Source organism: Protofrankia sp. Cas3 (assembly GCF_963555955.1).
GTDB lineage: Bacteria > Actinomycetota > Actinomycetes > Frankiales > Frankiaceae > Protofrankia.
This window is the reverse complement of sequence record NZ_CAUVXP010000117.1, coordinates 1-18111: the sequence shown is the minus strand read 5'-3', so window position 1 is coordinate 18111 and position 18111 is coordinate 1. Positions and strand designations below refer to the sequence as shown.

Annotated in this window: 12 protein-coding genes and 2 pseudogenes; 13 read left to right on the top strand and 1 reads right to left on the bottom strand. The window is 64.9% G+C overall.

What is annotated here, in order from left to right; all coding sequences use genetic code 11:
- Positions 1 to 1091 precede the first annotated feature (1091 nt).
- The 9 genes and pseudogenes from U9983_RS19505 (at position 1092) to U9983_RS19470 (ending at position 14283) form a co-directional block, all read left to right on the top strand.
- Complete coding sequence (locus tag U9983_RS19505) at positions 1092 to 3155, top strand: carbamoyltransferase (protein ID WP_322755419.1); 2064 nt, start codon at positions 1092 to 1094, stop codon at positions 3153 to 3155.
- Entirely contained in the window at positions 3145 to 5160 is a 2016-nt protein-coding gene (locus U9983_RS19500) for an NAD-dependent epimerase/dehydratase family protein (protein WP_322755418.1), read from the top strand. The genes U9983_RS19505 and U9983_RS19500 overlap by 11 nt, the downstream gene beginning before the upstream one ends.
- Before the next feature lie 178 nt (positions 5161 to 5338).
- The gene (locus U9983_RS19495; RefSeq protein ID WP_322755417.1) at positions 5339 to 7303 is read left to right on the top strand and encodes a N,N-dimethylformamidase beta subunit family domain-containing protein; all 1965 of its coding nucleotides are present in this window, start codon (positions 5339 to 5341) and stop codon (positions 7301 to 7303) included.
- 391 nt (positions 7304 to 7694) lie between these two features.
- On the top strand, positions 7695 to 9044 hold the full coding sequence (gene nodC, locus U9983_RS19490) for a chitooligosaccharide synthase NodC (RefSeq protein ID WP_416211449.1): 1350 nt from the start codon (positions 7695 to 7697) through the stop codon (positions 9042 to 9044).
- Positions 9041 to 10045: an ATP-binding cassette domain-containing protein gene (locus tag U9983_RS19485; RefSeq protein ID WP_322755415.1), complete on the top strand. Its 1005-nt coding sequence runs from the start codon at positions 9041 to 9043 to the stop codon at positions 10043 to 10045. The genes nodC and U9983_RS19485 overlap by 4 nt, the downstream gene beginning before the upstream one ends.
- An 80-nt stretch (positions 10046 to 10125) precedes the next feature.
- Positions 10126 to 11079 carry an ABC transporter permease gene (locus tag U9983_RS19480; RefSeq protein WP_416211451.1) on the top strand — a complete coding sequence of 318 codons (954 nt, stop codon included), beginning with the start codon at positions 10126 to 10128 and terminating at the stop codon, positions 11077 to 11079.
- Positions 11080 to 11166: 87 nt separating this feature from the next.
- Positions 11167 to 12294 (top strand): annotated as a pseudogene (locus U9983_RS19475) (carbamoyltransferase N-terminal domain-containing protein); the annotation flags it as partial.
- A gap of 106 nt (positions 12295 to 12400) precedes the next feature.
- Positions 12401 to 12730, top strand: coding sequence for a carbamoyltransferase C-terminal domain-containing protein (locus tag U9983_RS27990; RefSeq protein WP_416211450.1), 330 nt, complete (start codon positions 12401 to 12403; stop codon positions 12728 to 12730).
- Positions 12731 to 13098: 368 nt separating this feature from the next.
- Positions 13099 to 14283 (top strand): ISAs1 family transposase, encoded by a 1185-nt coding sequence (locus U9983_RS19470; protein WP_322755412.1) that lies wholly within the window; start codon positions 13099 to 13101, stop codon positions 14281 to 14283.
- Between the two features lie 17 nt (positions 14284 to 14300).
- On the opposite strand, the gene U9983_RS19465 is transcribed toward U9983_RS19470, so the two are convergent.
- On the bottom strand, positions 14301 to 14513 hold the full coding sequence (locus U9983_RS19465; RefSeq protein ID WP_322755411.1) for a hypothetical protein: 213 nt from the start codon (positions 14511 to 14513) through the stop codon (positions 14301 to 14303).
- A 514-nt stretch (positions 14514 to 15027) separates the two neighbouring features.
- On the opposite strand from U9983_RS19465, the gene U9983_RS19460 reads away from it, so the two are divergent.
- The 4 genes and pseudogenes from U9983_RS19460 to U9983_RS19445 form a co-directional block, all read left to right on the top strand.
- Complete coding sequence (locus U9983_RS19460; protein ID WP_322755410.1) at positions 15028 to 15303, top strand: type II toxin-antitoxin system Phd/YefM family antitoxin; 276 nt, start codon at positions 15028 to 15030, stop codon at positions 15301 to 15303.
- Complete coding sequence (locus U9983_RS19455; RefSeq protein WP_322755409.1) at positions 15300 to 15563, top strand: type II toxin-antitoxin system RelE/ParE family toxin; 264 nt, start codon at positions 15300 to 15302, stop codon at positions 15561 to 15563. Before U9983_RS19460 ends, U9983_RS19455 begins: the two co-directional genes overlap by 4 nt.
- A gap of 22 nt (positions 15564 to 15585) precedes the next feature.
- Complete coding sequence (locus U9983_RS19450; protein ID WP_322755408.1) at positions 15586 to 16326, top strand: DUF3800 domain-containing protein; 741 nt, start codon at positions 15586 to 15588, stop codon at positions 16324 to 16326.
- Positions 16327 to 16759: 433 nt separating this feature from the next.
- A pseudogene (locus U9983_RS19445) lies at positions 16760 to 17776 on the top strand (AAA family ATPase); the annotation flags it as partial.
- Positions 17777 to 18111: the final 335 nt, after the last annotated feature.

The window sequence follows — 18111 nt, the reverse complement described above, 5'->3', positions numbered from 1 at the left end:
TGACTGACCGGGGGTCGGTTGCCGGCCTGCAACTCATACCCACCGGACGGACGGCGCGGCTCCGGGATGTCGACGGCTCCCTGGTAGCCGGTTCGGACACCGTCGTGACCGACGAGACTGTGTTCGCTCTGATCGACGCCGGGCGCCGGTGACCGACCTCGCGCTCGACACGAGCGTCGCCGTCGCCTGTCTTCTTCGATCTCACGTCGCCCATCCCGCGGTCCGACACCACGTCGGAACCCGGGTTCCCACGCTCACCGAACACTCCTTGCCCGTCCTCCACGTGTCGACAATCCCGGCTACGGAAAGCTGGCTCTACTGCGATCGCCGTAGGGCTATGGGGGTAGGTCCGTGTCGTCACGGTCACGCCGCTGTCCGGGTAAGTGTTCGATTAAGTCGGATTACCGAGATCGACCCTATTTGAACCATACGGGATCGCCCATCGGCCACGGCGGGTCCACCGCCTGGCCGGCTGGCATTCCGGCGGCGCCTTGTTGTCGTTCCGCTGTTGCCGCCGGTGACAACACCGACCGTCTACCGCACCGTCACCGTCATCGTCCGTATGCGCTGGCATCAGAGCACCGTCGGCTACGTTACTCGAACGATCCTGGAACCAGCAGTACCAGTACGGCCGGTTTGGAACAGCGAGTCACGGAATCCCAGAGTGGGACCCTCAATACCCACACTCATGGGCTCTGTTACGGCCCGCGCCATAGGAAGATTCTTGGCACGCGAGGTCTGACCGCCGGATTCATGTCGACGACAGACCCTTCAGGTGTGCCGAGGGAGGGGGAGAGATGAGAGTCACCACCGGCTGGCAACCCTACGACCTGTATCGGTAGGTCCGGCGAACGAGCAGGGTCCCGCGGCGTCGCGAGGCGGTTTCGTGGGGCCGATCAGGGCTCGCCTGGGAAACCGCGATTCACCCACTTCAGAAGTTATAGGAAAAATTTCCAAAGTGGTGGGAAGAATTTTTACGATTTTATGGTCCCCGGAGCCCCCTGGTATTGCGACCGCACTTGGTCTCAAGCACGGTTACAGTGCCAGGACTAGCTTCTCCTGAAAGCGACGAGAAAGTCAGGTGAAGCCTGATGCTGACCCTTGGCCTGAGCGGCTATTTTGACTCGTGGTCCGACTCGTGGTCCGACTCGCGGTCCGGTGATTCGGTGCCCAGACTGCTACCGGGATACTTTCATGACGCCTCGGCCTGCCTCACGCTCGACGGCCAGGTGATCGCCGCGGTGGAGGAGGAGCGGCTGGACAGAGTGAAGCACACCAACAAATTTCCCCACCGGGCGATCAGGGCATGCCTGGAGGAAACTCACGTAGATCCGTCCGAGATTGACTCGATCGCGTTCTTCTTCGAGGAGGAGGACAGTGACAAAACGATGCAGGCTGAAGCGATCGACCAGCCCTCGGCGCTGATTACACCCGCGCGGCAGTGCATCACCGAGCGCCTTAACAGCGAGTTCGGGGATCGGATCCGTCCAGTACACATTGATTTCGTCTCGCATCATGTGGCCCACGCCGCATCCACCTTCTTTCACTCCGGGTTTGATACGGCGCTGGTTCTCATCATGGACGGCAACGGCGAGCACAGCTCCGGGTCCCTGTACCGCGGCGACGCCACCGGGCTGATCCCGCTGAAGACCTTCGACAGCGATTTCTCGCTGGGTCAATTCTACAACTGGGCCACCCGTCTCCTCGGGTACCGCCTGGGTGACGAGTACAAGGTTATGGGCCTCGCCTCGTACGGTGATCCGACCAGATTCAGGGCCGTGCTCGGCGAGCTTTTCCAGCTGTGCGAGAACGGAGACTACCGTCTTGAGATGGCTCGGCTCCCATGGAAGATGCTCGAATTCGGCTATCGTCCCCGCCGCGCCAAGGAACCGTTCTCAGCAGTGCACAGAGATTTCGCGGCCGCGGTACAGGAGGTGCTCGTCAAGATCGTACTGCACGTATTGGAACACTGGCGGCGGGCAACAGGACTCGACGCGCTGTGCATGGCGGGCGGAGTCGCGCAGAACAGCAGTATGACTGGACAGATCATCGCCCAGCAAATCTTTGACCGAGTGTTCGTGCACCCGGCGTCCCACGACGCCGGTGCCTCGGTCGGGGCGGCTTTGTACGCGCAGCGATCCGGAGCCGGCGACTGGCCGGTGTCTGAACCGGCGCGCAGGCGGCCGCGCAATGCCTGCTGGGGTCCTGGCATCGGTGACAACAAAGCGGTCCTGTCCGAGCTTGAGCCATGGGGGGAGTTCCTACGTTGGGAGGAGCACAGCGATATCGCGGCAACCGCCGCCCGTCTGCTGGCGGAAGGCTCGATCATGGGTTGGGTGCAGGGCAGGTCTGAGTTCGGTCCGCGCGCTCTGGGTAACCGCAGCATCCTCGCAGACCCCCGACCAGCCGAAAATCGGGACCGAATCAACATGGCCGTGAAACGCCGGGAGGATTATCGCCCTTTCGCCCCGGCCGTTCTGGCCGAATTGGCAGGTGAATACTTCGAGCTTCCCGCCGACCCTTCCGCGCTGGAATACATGGGCTTCGTCGTGCCGGTCCGAACGGACAAGAGGGAATTATTGGGCGCGGTGACACACGTCGACGGATCGGCGCGGATACAGATCGTCACCGACGGGTCCAACCCTCGTTTTCGGGAACTCATCGCACGATTCGGGGAGATCACCGGGACACCCGTTCTGCTCAACACCTCGTTCAATAACAACGCCGAGCCGATCGTGCAGTCGGTGAACGAGGCGATCGCCTGCTTCCTCACCACCGAGATCGACGTTCTGGTTGTCGGGGATTTCATCACGAAAAAGCGCCCGTTCGACTGGCGGCGATACGGCAGCCTGAGTCCGCGGCTGGCGCCGTTTGTCGAGGTACGTCTCGTCTCAGCCCTCGGCTCGGACGACGAACTGATATCGGGAGCGATGCTGGCCCACCGGGACGGACGGGCACCGTCGCGAGCCGTCAGCACGGACCTGGGGACCGCACTCACCCGGGCGGACGGTAAGACCGCGCTGGCGGATCTCCTGCCGAACGGTGGACTGGACGAGGACGTCGTCAACGAGATTCGACAGCTGTGGACCGAACGCCTAATCGCGCTCGCCCCCGTCCCAGGATCTTCGGTGAGGATGGTCGACCATGGAGAATGAGCATGTCGAACGCATACGGCTGGGCATCGTCGGATGTGGTGCGGTAACCCGCCAGTGTCATCTTCCCGCTCTGGTCGGAAACCCCTGGTTCCGACTGACCGCTCTGGTCGACGTTGTCGAGGCGCACGCGACGCAGGCCATGCGGATATTTGAGCAGCTCTCTGCCGAGAACCACACCGAATCCGTCCGTGATCAGATAGTCGTCCGAACAGATCTCGACTCGATCCTGCCGATGGTGGACGCAGTTGTCGTCGCGACACCACACGCCACCCATGCGGACCTGACCGTCCGCGCCCTGCGGGCAGGTCGTCCCGTGTTCGTCGAAAAACCCGTCGCTCTGACAGTCGCCGAGTGCGACCAGATAGTGGCAGCGGCGGCCGAGAGCGGCTGCGAAGTGATGCCGGGGCATCTCCGTCGCCTCTTTCCCTCGGTTCAGTGGATCAGGTCGATAGTGGACTCGGGGGTACTCGGTCGGATTCACCGGGTCCGGTGGGCGGAGGGATTCCCCTATCAGTGGCCCGCCGTAAGCGGTTTCATGTTCGACGCCCCGCTCGACGGCGGCGGTCTGCTCCTGGACATAGGTCCGCATGTTCTTGACATTCTTCACCGCTGGTTCGGCGGGCCGGTTCGGTTGGTAAGCATTGCGGACAACGCCGATGCGACGGGTTCCGACAGTGAGCTCAGCGCCACACTTCTTTTCGGGGACGTCCCGGCGGAAATCGAACTCAGCCGGCTTCGCGAACTGTCGAACCAATGTGTGATCGAGGGAACCGCCGGTACGGTGACAGTGGGTGTCAGTCTGGAGGCTGAGTTCACTCAGAGTGACAGCAGCGGAAAGATCGTCGCAAGCGGACCGGTGCCGGTCCTCGCGCCGGCGCAGGCCGAGTGGGGCAACGCCTTCCGGGAGCAGCTCGCCGAGTTCGCACACCGCATCGCAGGTGCCGAACCAAGGCTCGCGACGCTCGAAGACGGGGTGTCGACGGTGAGCATGCTGGCCGCATGCCAGTCGGCACACCGCAACCGCCTGGCCCGCCCTTGGGAAGGCGCTCCGGCGGGGCCACCGCTGACCAGCCGAATCGCGGTGACCGGCGCGAGCGGCTTCATCGGTGCCCATATCGTCGACCGGATAATCGCCCGTCATGGTCGTACGACTGCTGTCGTACGCAACCTGGCCAGGCTGGCCCGGCTGTCACACCTCGACCGTGGGCATCTGACGTTCTCATGCGCAGACACTCGCGATGTCGATGAGCTTGCCAAGGCCTTCACTGGTTGCGACGTGGTCGTGCACACCGTGTATGGCAACGGTGTCGAGGAAGGTGAAAACTGGTCGGTCAGCGTCGACGGGACCAGGGCCGTTCTGGACGCCGCGAAAATTGCGGGTGTTCGGCGCCTGATACATGTCAGCTCCGTCGCCGTATATGACACGGCTGATCAGGACGCCGTTAATGAGGAAACACCGCTGGTGGCCCGTTTACTGTCGGACCGGGGATACGCCCAGCAGAAGTTGGCGGCCGAGCGGCTCGTACTGGAGGTCGACCCAGCTGAACTGGAAGTAATCTGTGTGCACCCGACGATCGTGTACGGCCCGTGGGGCGGAGTCTGGACGAGTGGTCCACTCAGGAGACTTGCGAAGGAAAATGACTTTCTGCCCACGGGCGACCACCCCGGGGTGTGTAACGCGGTACATGTCCACGATGTCGCCGACGCAATCCTGTTCCTGGCCGAACTCCCAGATCCGGGTAGCCGCCACTTTCTCGTCTCCGGACCGGAGTCGGTAAGCTGGGGGGAATTTTATGATGCCTTCCGAGGGATACTCGGGATCGCCACCCCCGTGACTTCTGATCCTGCCGGCCTGCCGGCCTGGGAACAGGATCTGTACAGCGAACATGCGGTTGCCAGCATAAACCGGCTGGCGGCAGCTGGCTTCGTGCCTCGGATGTCGTTCTCAGCGGGGATCGACCAGCTTGGATCGTGGGTTCAGTGGGTAGGGCCAATGGGCTCCTGACCGACTCGGGTCGCCGGCGCGGGAGCGGACAGGGACTGGGCTTCAGCGCCTGGATGAACCGGCTGAAACAACCTTTCACTGCCTTCTGTCTGGGTGGCTGAACGTACAAACTCCATACCCCAGGCGCCCGCGGCCGGTGAGGCCGCGGGCGGAGAAGACGGCGGACGAGGGGTGCCCGGTGGGTGTGCAGGTGTACAGCGGGGCGACATCGGTCCGCCAGTGCGGTCGACTCGACTTCCACCTCAACGACGACTCCGGTGTCGGCACCGACGCCGTGCTGGTGGTCAGCGACTTCGTCAGCGGTAAGGAGATGGCGCGGTTCGCCCTACGGGTCGACGCCTACCCGACCCCAGACGATCTTGCCGCCGACCGGGAATGGCCGGTTGGCTTCACCCTCGACGTCCCGCCGTCCTGGCCAAGCGCGCTGTACACCGTGGAGGTCCATCCGGGCACGCCTGGCCAGAGCCGTGCGTTTTTCGTCGTGCGCCCGGCCGAGCCCACAGCGCACGCCGACATACTGGTGTCGGTTCCGTTTCCCACCTTTCAGGCCTATGCCTGGGCCGGTGTTCCCGGCGCGTCGCTGTACTGGACCGAGCAACCCGATCGAGGCCGCCGGGTAAGCCTGCGCCGGCCGAGCTCAAGCGGCCCAGGATGGGAGGTGCCCCTGCTGGCTTGGCTCGCCACGAGCGGCTTCGACGTCGACTACTGCTGCTCCGGTTTCGACCTGCATGACGGCGCGATTCTCCTCGACGCCTACCGGTTGCTGGTCTCCATCGGGCACGACGAGTACTGGACGGCCGAGATGCGGGACACCGTCGAACGGTTCTTGGCGTCCGGCGGCAACGTCGCCTTCCTGACCGGCAACACCTGCTGGTGGCAGTTCCGGATCGAGGACGACGGCCGAACCTTCGTCTGCTACCGCGATGCCAGCGAGGACCCCCTGACCGGTGTGGACGACGCCCGGGTAACGGTCGAATGGTCCAGTGCCCCGGTGAACCGCCCGGAGAACACCCTCACTGGTACGAGCTTCAGGCGCGGCGCGGGCTGCTGGGGCGACCTGGAGGCGATGGCCCAGGCGACCTGGACGGCGCAGTTCGCCGATCACTGGGTCTTCGAGGGCACCGGCCTGGCCGACGGGGACGCTTTCGGGGCTGGCACGCTTGGTTACGAGACCGACGCCGCCGACGTGATCGAGGAGGGTGGCGTACCTCGGGTCACCGGGCGGGACGGCACGCCGCCCACCTTCGTCGTACTCGCCACCGCGGACCTGGCGCACTGGCGGCAGTTCGGGCAGGGCGGCGCCGCGACCATGGGTGTGTTACGGGCGCCCGGCGGCGGCACCGTGTTCAACGCCGCCACGACCGGCTGGGGCAGCGGGCTCGGTTTGTCCCCCGATCCTGTGGTCGACCGCATCACCCGTAAGGTGCTTTCCCGACTGTCGCGTCCGTGGCCGGGCACGGACTGGGAGCGGATGGGGAACGCACGGCAGGTCGTCGCGCTCGCAGCCTGCGAGAACAGACTGTTCGCGGCCGACTCCGACCAGCGACTGTGGGTTCGGGACCCGGTTGGGCAGAACCTGGAGTGGACCCTCCTCGGGCCCGCGCCGGCTGTTCGTGCCCTGGCCAGCCCTCGTGAGGCCACCGCCGGACAGCCGATCGGCCTGTACGCGGTGACCACCGACGGCCGCCTGGTGCGGCGAGAGCCCTACCTCGACGCCGCCACCTGGACCGAGATCGGGACCGCGGCGGAGGTGGTCGCGCTCGCGGCGAGCTTCGACGGGCTGTTCGGCGCCACCGCCAGCGGCAATCTCGTCTTCCTCCCGTTCGAGGGGATCGCGACCGGCGCGGCCTGGTCCCACGCGGGGCACGCCCACCAGATCGTCGCCATGACGAACGTCAACGGTCGTCTCTACGGCGTAACGTCGGACGGAATCCTGTGGACGCGGCTGCCTTTCCGGTACGAGGTTGACTGGACAGTGCTCGAGACGTGCCCTGCCGAGGTCACCGGGCTGGCCGGCCACGCTGGCAGGCTGATTGTCAGCACCGGATCTGGCCAACTCCTGTGGCGCGACGCCGCCCCGCTGACCCCGCGCCGTCGCGGGGGGGAACCCACTCGTGACGGGTGCCTGGTAACGCCCGGCTGATAGTGCCGGCCTGATGCCTGATGCCTGATGCCTGATGCCGCGGACGCGGCTCCGCGGGCGTCGGCGACAACGACCTGACCCTGGCATCGGCAGTACCAGCATTGCCGTTTACGGCAGAGCTGGTCCCGGCGGGAACACGCACCAGCGTCGGTGCCAGCACAACCGCGGTCTGTTTCAGGCCGCGTGCGCGTGGGAGTCTGTGTCCAGCGTCGAAACCTCGACAGCGAAAAGCACCGACCAGGGAACCACCGACAGGGAAACACCGACGGTGTCTACCTCCGGGTCCGGACCCGGAAATGGACACGACTTCCAAACTCGCTGTGTCCGTTGCCCGGTCGCCGGCCGTCCGGCCAGCACAATACTTCTCATCGAGGTCACCATGCCCTGGATCGTGAGCGTTCTGTCTGGCACTTTCACCGTTCTTCTGTTATCCTACTTAATTCTCGTTCTCGGCCACCTCGCGGCACAGATATACTATGCGCGACGGACCCATCAACGGGCATCTCGCCAGCCCGCGGCCGGCGCGCCTGGTTCACTCGACTGCCCGCCGAGTATCGGCTCCCTGCCGTCTGTGGACGTGATTATCCCCTGTTACAACGAGGACCCGCTGGTCCTCACGGAATGCCTGCGGTCGGTGGCGTCCCAGGACTACCAGGGAAAGCTTGCAATCTATCTGGTCGACGACGGATCGAGAAACCGCGACGGGCTGAGCGGTGTCTACGACGCCTACGCCGACGACCCACGGTTCACCTTCATACTGCTCCCTCGCAACGTCGGAAAGCGTAAGGCGCAGGTCGCCGCGATCCGCCAATCGACCGGCGACCTGGTCATCAACATCGACTCTGACACCACAATTCAACCGGACGTCGCGCGCAAGCTCGCGGCGGCCATGGCCGACCCGGGGGTCGGCGCAGCCATGGGGCACATGGTCGCCAGCAACGCCAAGGCCACCTGGTTGACACGGATGATCAATATGGAGTACTGGATCGCCTGCAACCAGGAACGGGCGGCGCAGGCCATGTTCGGTGCCGTGATCTGCTGCTGCGGGCCCTGCGCGGTCTATCGCCGTTCCGTACTCCTCGAGGTCCTCGACCAATACGAGACCCAGTTCTTCCGTGGGCGGCCCAGCGACTTCGGCGAGGATCGCCACCTCACCATCCTCATCCTCAAGACGGGCCGGCGCACCGTTTACGTGCCGGACGCCGAGGCCGCGACGCTGGTTCCCGAGCGAATTCGACCCTACCTTCGCCAGCAGCTTAGATGGGCGCGCAGCACATACCGGGACACGCTGCTGGCCATTCGGCTCCTTTCCCGGTTCGGCCCCTATCTCACCCTGGACGTGATTGCGCAGAACGTCGCTCCGCTGCTCCTCGGCCTGACCATACTCACCGGACTGGCGCTGGTCGCGGCGACCGCGTCAATACCATGGTGGTCCGTCGCCGCACTGACCGGCCTTGCGCTGGCGAACTGCTCTTATGGAGCCTGGCACAACCGGACAACGACCTTCTTCACCTTCGCGCTCCACGATTTTATTAAAATCGGCCTGCTGCTGCCGTTGAAGGTCTACGCACTCTGCACCCTGGGCAACACCAACTGGGGATCGCGCACCATTCCGGCGACTCTCCGCCCGCCGACCCTTCGCCCGCCGACCGCGGCCGGCGCCACGAAGCTCCCACGGCCGGCATTGAATGCGCCGGCAAATGACAACCACGGAAGAAATCAGGAGGTGCTGTCTCAATGAGAACCGCCATCGCAGCCGAAGGCCTGGTAAAGAAATACGGCGATTCTTACGCGCTGACCGGGCTCGACCTGGAAGTCCGCGCGGGTACCGTACTCGGCCTGTTGGGTCCCAACGGAGCGGGCAAGACCACCACCGTCCGCGTGCTCACGACACTGCTGATGCCCGACGGGGGACGCGCCTGGGTGAACGGCATCGATGTCGTACAAAACCCCCAGGAGGTGCGCCGCAGCATCGGCGTCTCCGGTCAGGAAACAGCGCTGGAACCCCTGTTGACCGGGCGGGAGAACCTGGAGCTGTATGGCCGGCTGCACCGGCTCGGCCGGCGTGGGGCACGCCAGCGGGCGCAGGAGCTTCTTGAACAGTTCGGCCTCACCGAAGCTGCGACGCGCCCCGCTCAGACCTACTCGGGAGGCATGCGGCGGCGACTTGATCTGGCAGTCAGCCTGATCACCCGGCCGTCCGTGCTGTTCCTGGACGAGCCGACCACCGGCTTGGATCCCCGCAGCCGCAGCGCCACCTGGGATGTGGTAGCCGAGCTGGTCGGCGCGGGCACCACAGTCCTGCTCACCACGCAGTATCTGGAGGAAGCCGATCAGCTCGCCGACCTCATCGCCGTCGTCGATCACGGCCGCGTGATCGCGCAGGGAAGCGCAAACGAGCTGAAGGCCCGCATCGGAGGCGACCGCATCGAGGTCGTGCTCCATGATCACGAGCTTCTGTCAGTGGCCGCGGGCGTCCTCGAGCGGACCGGAACCGGGCAGGCGCTGGTCACCACGTCGGAACGGCGGGTGAGTGTGCTGGCACCGCACCGACCCGGGCTGCTCGCCGACGTACTTCGCACCATGGAAGCCGCCAATATCACTGTGGAGGATATCGGCTTGCGTCGTCCCAGCCTCGACGACGTCTTTTTCAGCCTCACCGAACGTCCCGCCGGCCCCGTCGCCAGCGCGGAGACCACAGGCCCGATGAACACCGCGAGATCGACGCTGGTGGCGGCATGAGTAAAAACACTAGAAATCTGACCACACTGCCGAAACAGCGGCGGAGGGAAAGCTCCATGCTCAGCTGGACTGACAGCGGGCTGACCGACATACCGCACCGCGAGGACGGGACTCCCCCCGTTGCGACTCTCCGACTGGCAAACCAGCCGGTCACCCTCAGGACGAAGCACCCGACCACGTCGCCTGGCGCTGGCCTGCACAGGCGCCAGCGGACGCTTCACCATACGGCCAAACCCGCGCCCGGAACCCAGCTGGCAGATATCTGGATACTGACCAAGCGTATTGTCATGCGATTACGGCGGCGGCCCGACGTCATCGTGTACAGCTTTATCCAGCCGGCGTTGTTCACCCTGGCCACGGTGTTCGTGTTCGCCGGGGCGATAAAGCTGCCGGGCGGTGGTAGTTACGCCGAGTTCGCGATCTGCGGCATGCTGGCCCAGACCATCGTCCTAGCCACGTCCCACACCGCGTGCGCGCTCGCGCTGGACATCCACGACAAGGTGCTCGACCGGCTCCGTATACTGCCGGTCGCCCGGTCGTCGATTCTGGCCGGATTCACCAATGCCGGCCTCATGCACTCACTGATAACGGTCCTGATCACCATCGGCTGCGGATACCTGGCGGGCTGGCGCGCACATAACGGCATCGGTTCAGCCGCAGCGGCGATCGCCCTTCTGTTGCTGTTCGGACTCGCGATGAGCTGGCTCGGCGCGCTCATCGGCGTGTCCGTGAGCAGCCCGGAGGCGGCTGCCGGCGCCGGTAGCATCTGGCTGTTCCCGTTCATGTACCTCTCCAATGCGCTGGCACCGGTTCAGAGCATGCCGGTCTGGGTGCAGTACGTGGCTGAGTACAACCCGGTGTCGGCTATCGCGTCGGCGTGCCGGCAACTGTTCGGAAACCCGGCTCCGCCGGCGGTGCACCAGACGTTGGTGACAGATCATCCGATTGCCACTTCGATTGTCTGGTCGCTAGCGATCATAGCCGCCGTGATGCCACTGAGTATCCGGAAGTTCATGGCCGCCGCTTCCCGTTGACCCGGCACGATCAACGGCATCGACCGGGACAGCGCCGGCCGACGCCACCGGAGTTCACCGCGACACAGTGCCTGAAATGGAGCACCAATGCGGATTCTGACCATGAAAGCTGGGCACGACGGCACGATCGCGTTCGTCGAGGACGGCCGTCTCGTCGACTCTCTTGAGGGTGAAAAGGACTCCGGCGACCGTTACGGGGCCATTTCCGCGAGAGCTGTTCTCCAGGCGATGGACATGGCGCCCGGCCCCCCGGACGTACTCGCCGTCGGCGGCTGGTACAAGCCCCTGTCAGGCTACGTGTCACATTACGGTGCCGGCTATTTCGGCCTCGACGCGGGGGTCACTACGGAGGGGATCTTCCTCGGGAAGCCGGTCACCGTCTTCACGTCCAGTCATGAACGCTCACATCTGTTCATGACCGCGGCGATGAGTCCGGCCGCCCCGCTGGAGGAGTGCGTCATTCTGGTGTGGGAGGGTGAGATCGGCTCCTTCTATCATTGGCAGGAATACGGGGCAAAGATCACTCCCATCCATGTCATGACTGAGCCCGGTGCGCGTTACGCCTCGCTCTTCGGCCTTGCCGACCCCACCTTCGACGACTCCGGAGGGACACCCAGGCTGCAGTACGCGGGAAAACTGATGGCCCTGACCGCCTACGCGGACGGCTCCGGGCCAGGCCCCAAAGAGAAGGAGGTGGTCAATGCACTTCTGAAATCCAGCAGGACATTCTTCCCGTTCGAGAAGAACGCCTACCGGACCTCCGCCCTGTACAACTGCGGCATCGACAGCCCGCTGTTGCACAACGCCGCACGGTATCTCACGATCCGCCTTTTTGAGACCTTCCGCGTGGTGGCCGAAGACCGGCTCCCCCGCGGCCTGCCACTGCTGATCTCCGGCGGATGCGGCCTGAACTGCGCGTGGAACAGGAGCTGGCAGGAGTCCGGCCTCTTCACCGACGTTTTCGTACCGCCCTGCGCAAACGACTCGGGTTCGGCCATCGGAACCGCGATGGACGCGGCAACCTATTTCGGCGAACCGTGTCGTCTCGAGTGGAATGTCTATGCCGGCGCACCGTTCCACTGTGACGCCAAACCCGACGCCACCCGATGGTCAGCGCAGCCACTGCATTTCGAACGGCTGGCCAGGCGGCTGCTGGATGGCGGCGTCGCGGCGTGGGTCCAGGGACGCTACGAGCTAGGACCGCGCGCCCTCGGGCATCGATCACTGCTTGCCTCGCCGTTGACCGCCGGAACGAAGGAACGAAGGAACTCCTCAACACGATCAAACAACGCGAAGGCTACCAGCCGAAGCCCCCTGTTGCATCGAGGAGGACCTGGGCCTCTGGTTCGACGACCCGGTCGAGGACCCGTACATGCTCTACTTCAGCAACGTCCGGACCGACGCGCTGCCAGCTGTAACCCACGTCGACGGAACTGCGAGAATCCAGTCCAGCCGGCGTCACCAGGATCCCACCGTATACCAGCTCCTGGAGTCCTTCCGGGCTGTCTCGGGCTACGGCGTCCTGTGTAACACCTCGCTGAACTTCTCCGGACATGGCTTCATCAACCGCATGTCGGACCTCATCGGTTACTGTGAGCCGAAAAATATCTCAGACATGATCGTCGAAGACACCTGGTATCAACGCAGATAGGTCGGGAATGCGGCGGCACAGCCGGGACCAGCAGCGGGTGGGGGTTTGGCCAGGGTCGCGTGAATATCACGTCAAGTTGTGATCTACTACGCTGTGTAGTCGCTGTGCGGCGGCATCTGGACCCGCCCTGGGACCACCCTGCACCCGATGACACGCGTCGTCGATATTCGGCAGCCGTCTCGGAGGAGATTCGCGGTGTATATCGGATCGGTACCCCACGCGCCAGCCCCGGAAATCTGCCGGTGCGTGGCCGGAGTGACCCTTACATCGAGTTATCCAAAACCCGGCCCGCCGTTGTGATGAAAGTGGCCTCCTGCTCGGGATAATGAAAGCGCCAACCAACATAGTCCCATACAGAAGGCCACCGCATGCCATCATGTCAGACCGGCGCCGACCTGTCGAGCGGCCATGACCAGGCCGGCGAGAACAAAGCCGGAAGACTTCTCGCGATGCTGCGCCGGGTGAAGGATTTCCGCGCCGCCCGCGGAAAGACGTACAACCTCGATTTCGTGCTCGCGGTCGCGGTCGCGGTCGTCGCGACACTCGCAGGCGCCGCGAACTACCGCCAGATCGGCAGACGCGCCGCCGACCTCCCACAAAGCCTCCTCGCCCAGCTCGGAGCGCCCTACGACCACTTCGGCGCGCGCTACGCGGCGCCGAGCGAGTCCACGATCCGGGACGTTCTCACCAACATCGACGCGGACCTGCTCGACCTCGCCGTCGGAGCCTGGCTGCACGACTGCGCGACACGCGACCGCGACGGCGACCTGGTGATCGCGCTGGACGGCAAGGTCCTGCGCGGCGCCTGGACCGACAAGAACAAGCAGGTCAAGCTGTTCGCCGCCATGATCCACGAAGAGGGCGTCGTCGTCGCCCAGACCCTCGTTCCCGACGACACCAACGAGATCACCCAGGTTGAGAACCTGGTGAAGAACCTCAGATACCGGCGCGGGAAAGCCGTCGTCACGGCGGACGCCGCCCACACCCAGTTCAAGACCGCGATCCTCCTCCGCACACGTGGTATCGACTACGTCCTGACCGTCAAAGGAAACCAGCCAACCCTTCACCGACAGGTCTTCGAGCGCTGCCTTCCGCTTCTCCAGCAAACCCCCAGCCATGAGGAGGAAGAACGCTCTCACGGTCGCATCAAGCGGTGGGCCATCTGGACCACCGCCGCCGACGGTATACGTTTCCCGTTCGCGCGGACGATCGCCGTCATCCGTCGCGAGGAGTTCGACCTAGAAGGCAACAGGCTAACCAAGGAATACGCATTTATCATCACCAGTCTGCGCGGGTGGCGCGCCACTCCGGCCGCGATCCACACCCACGTCCGCCGGCATTGGGAAATCGAAAACGAAATCCACTACACTCGCGACACCGCCTGGCGAGAGGACACCTGTAGCGCTCACACCGGAAACGGCCCGCGAAACCTCTCCATCCTCCGCAACCTCGCCCTCGGCATCTTTCGCCTCCACGGCGCGACCAAGATCAAGGCGACCCTTGAGTACATCGCCAGAGACCGCACCCGAGCACTCAACTTCCTGATCACCTAGAGCTACAGATCATCACCTTATGTTACCTTCGCGCAGCCCTGGTCATCACCCCAACCGTCGAAGTAGCCGTGCTGCCTGCCCCGCGCGGGGTCGGTGAAGAGCAAGACGTTGGGGGTCGTACGGGATGGGCCGATGCCGCCCTGGCGCCGACCGCCGTACCGATCGTGTAGGGTCCGCCGCACCAACACAGTTCCCAGCTCGATGTCCCACCCGGTCTCGTCTAGATCCACGACGGCCACCATACGGGCCGGAAGGAACTGGCTGGCCGAGCCGGTGCACCGGGCGGGCGAGGCCGTCGGTGGGGGTGCAGGGCACTGGAGTGGCGTCGTAGACGCCGCCGCGTTCGGCCATCCGTTTGCCGCCGTGTTACTCCCCGGCTGACAATCGAGTCGCCCGCTTGCGGACGGTAGCGCATACCGCCTTGGCGGTGGCTGACCGCAACGCGTCCGGTGGCATCGCCTGTTGCAGCGTGCGCGATCTGGCGTTTACCGATCCGGAGACCGGTCGTGCGCTGCACGACGGCCAGCCACCGCAGCCCGCGTGGGAGTGCCGGCCCGCGGGCATGTTCAGTACCGCGTCGGCCGGGTAGCGGTTAGCCGTGCCGGGCGCTCCGTAGCCCAGCCGGGTGGCGGTGGCCGTTCTTATGGCTGCGGTCGTTGCGTTGAGCTCCCAACCGCCAGCCGAGGCGAGTGTACGTTTGGCGCTCTACTTGTACGTAACGATCTTCTGTTGTACGTTAAAAACATGACCACATCGCCCGAGCTGAGCGTGTCGGAGGCTCGAGAGCAGCTTGCCGCGATCATCGATCAAGTCCGCGCAGACCACAAGCCGGTCTACCTCGCCCGTCGCGGCCGGCGAGTTGCGGCGATCATCGATGCCGATGACCTGGATCGCATCCTCGCGCTGGCCGAAGACATGGCCGACATACGCGAAGCCGAACAAGCGCGCGAGCAGATGATGACGACCGGGCAGACGCCCATCCCCTGGGATGAGGTCAAGGCCGAACTCGGCCTGACATGAGATACACGGTCAGTGTCGCACCGCATGCGATCCGCCAGTTACGCAGGCTCGACCCCACGGCCCGACGCCGGGTGCAGGCTGTCATTGATCTCCTCGCCGACGATCCCCGTCCACCGGCCGCTCGACAGCTTGTGGGCGGTGCGGGCGAATGGCGCGTACGCACCGGCGACTACCGGATCGTGTACGACATCCAGGACAAGGAAATGATTCCCCTGGTCGTCGCCGATGGCCTGCATGGCGACCCCCTGTGGGCGAATTGATGCGGCACCATAGCCTGGGGCCATGTCGGCTCCCCTGCTCCATGCCTTCATCGACGAGGCGGGCGGTCGCGCGGTGACGGCGAGGTCGACCGACCACTTCGTCATGTCCGCAGTGATTCTCGCGGACGCTCACCTCCCGGCGATGGCCGCCGAGCTGGCTCAGCTCCGTATCGACCTCAAGCGACGCCCGGGCGATACTCTGCATTGGCAGAACCTCAAGGGACATTCCCCGCGTCTTCACGTCGCGCGGACGGTCGGGGCGCTCCCATGGCTCACGATCTCCACCGTCGTAGTATGCAAGAGACATCTCTCTGACGTTCTGCCAAGCGAAGAGCACGCGTACCTTTACACGCTGAGGTTCTTGCTGGAGCGACTGTCATGGCTCGCTCAGGCGCGTGGCGCGACTCTGGACTACACGCTCGCGCATATCGTACGGTTCGAGACCACCAAGCTGCGGCGGTACGAAGCGGCGCTACAGGCGGACCCCGACTGTCGGATCGCCTGGGGGGCGCTCGACAGCCACGGTGGTCGCATCGATCAACCGAGCCGCGTGGAGGGGCTCCAGCTCGCAGACATGGCCGCGTCCGCGACGTTTCCCGCCTTCGAGCCGGACCGCTTCGGCAACATGGAGACTCGGTATCTGCGTGAACTCGCGTCCCGCCTCTACCGGCGACCGGGGCGTCCGCTTACCTCCTACGGACTCAAGATGCAGCCGTGGAACGATACGACGAAGGCCGCCTACCCGTGGGTGGCGGCCCTCTAGGCGCGTCGGCCGGCTTATGCCGCTCTGCGGATGCCGCCGTTTCCGGTGGCAGACGACCGTCCGTGCATGTCCACGGTACGCGCGGGAGGCTCCGAGGTCGAGAGCCCTGCGCGAGCTTGTGGAAAAGCCGTACATGTGCAGGCGACATGAAGAGCAAGTGCTGCCGTATGGACGTCAGATGCCGCACTCGGCGACAGCGTGTTGCATCATCGGCTATTTAGGTAATCGCTTCTAGTCTAATCTATCCCAATCGGTCACCTAAAATCATTGATCGGTGACTTTCCACATCCCCAGTGGAATTCACTACAGAAGTGGGCTCGGATCATCAGGAGAGCCCGAGCGTGAGGCTCGCCGAGGTGGGGTGTGGGCTCGGCTCCGGTCCGTAGAGTGACCGACGACGATCCTCGGCCCGAGGTCGTGGAGGGTGGTGAGCGTGGTCCGTGCTCCCCGCCAGACCGGGAAGACGACGGCGCTGCGCGCGCTGGCGGAGGAACTGACAGCCGGTGGTCGGTACGCGGCGCTGCATTTCTCGTGCGAGCTCGGCGAGGCGGCAGGTGACGACTACGGCACTGCCCAGCGCAGCATCCTGCAGGAGATCCGGAGCCAAGCCGAGATCGCCCTGCCGCCGGAGCTGCGCCCGCCGCCGTGGCCAGACACGGTGGCCGCCAACCTCCTCAAGGAATCGCTCGCGGCCTGGGCACTGGTGTGTCCGCGGCCGCTGGTGTTGTTCTTCGACGAGATCGACGCGTTGCGTGGGCAGAGCCTGGTCAGTGTGCTGCGTCAGCTCCGGGCCGGGTTCAACCAACGTCCACGGCGGTTCCCGGCGTCGGTGGTGCTGTGCGGGCTGCGCGACGTCCGCGACTCCTGCCCCCGAAACCGCTTCGCGGTTCCGCGGGTCCCCGGGACCGCCTCGGGGGGCGACCCGTCCCGGCTGGGTACCGCCAGCCCGTTCAACGTCACGATCAAGTCTTTGCGACTCGGTGACTTCCTGCCCGAGGAGGTCCGCGAACTCTACGCCCAGCACACCGCCGAGACAGGGCAGGAGTTCACCCCGGACGCGGCCGCTCGGGCGATCGAGCTGACCGCCGGGCAGCCCTGGCTGGTCAACGCGCTGACCCTCGAAGTCGTCGAGGAGATCGGGGTGCCGGTCGGCGAACCGATCACTGTCGACCATGTGGACCAGGCCAAGGAGCGGTTGATCCTGGCTCGCGCCACTCACCTGGACTCGCTGGCCGCGAAACTCACCGAGCCCCAGGTCCGGCGCATCCTCGAACCCGTCCTCGCCGGGAACCTGCTCGCGCTCGATCCCTACGACAACGACCTGACCTACGTCCGCGACCTCGAACTGATCACCCCTCGCAACCCGGTACAGGTCGCGAACCCGATCTACCGCGAGGTCATCGCCCGCGTCCTGACCACCGGCGTCGAAGTGAACGTGCTCGCCGACCCCGAGGTCGCCAGCCCCAGCAGTCGCACGATCACGCTGCTGCGCGCCTGACCCCGGCCCGGGGATTGCTTGAGTTTTCCTGATCGACAAGGATGTCATGTGCCCACGAAACAGGCGACTGCAAAGACGTCGTCACGGACAAGCGATTGACATCGAGGTTCGGCGCTCTAACAGCCGTGAACGTACGCGCGGCAACGCCGGTCCTGGCCGTAATCTCCTATCGGTGACCGACGGCGACCGTACCGCCGGGACCCGTGCCGGCCGTCGCGGTCGAGGCCGATCCGCCCCACGCCCGGCACTGACAGGGAGGCCGAAATGTGCAATGACGGCGCGGGCCC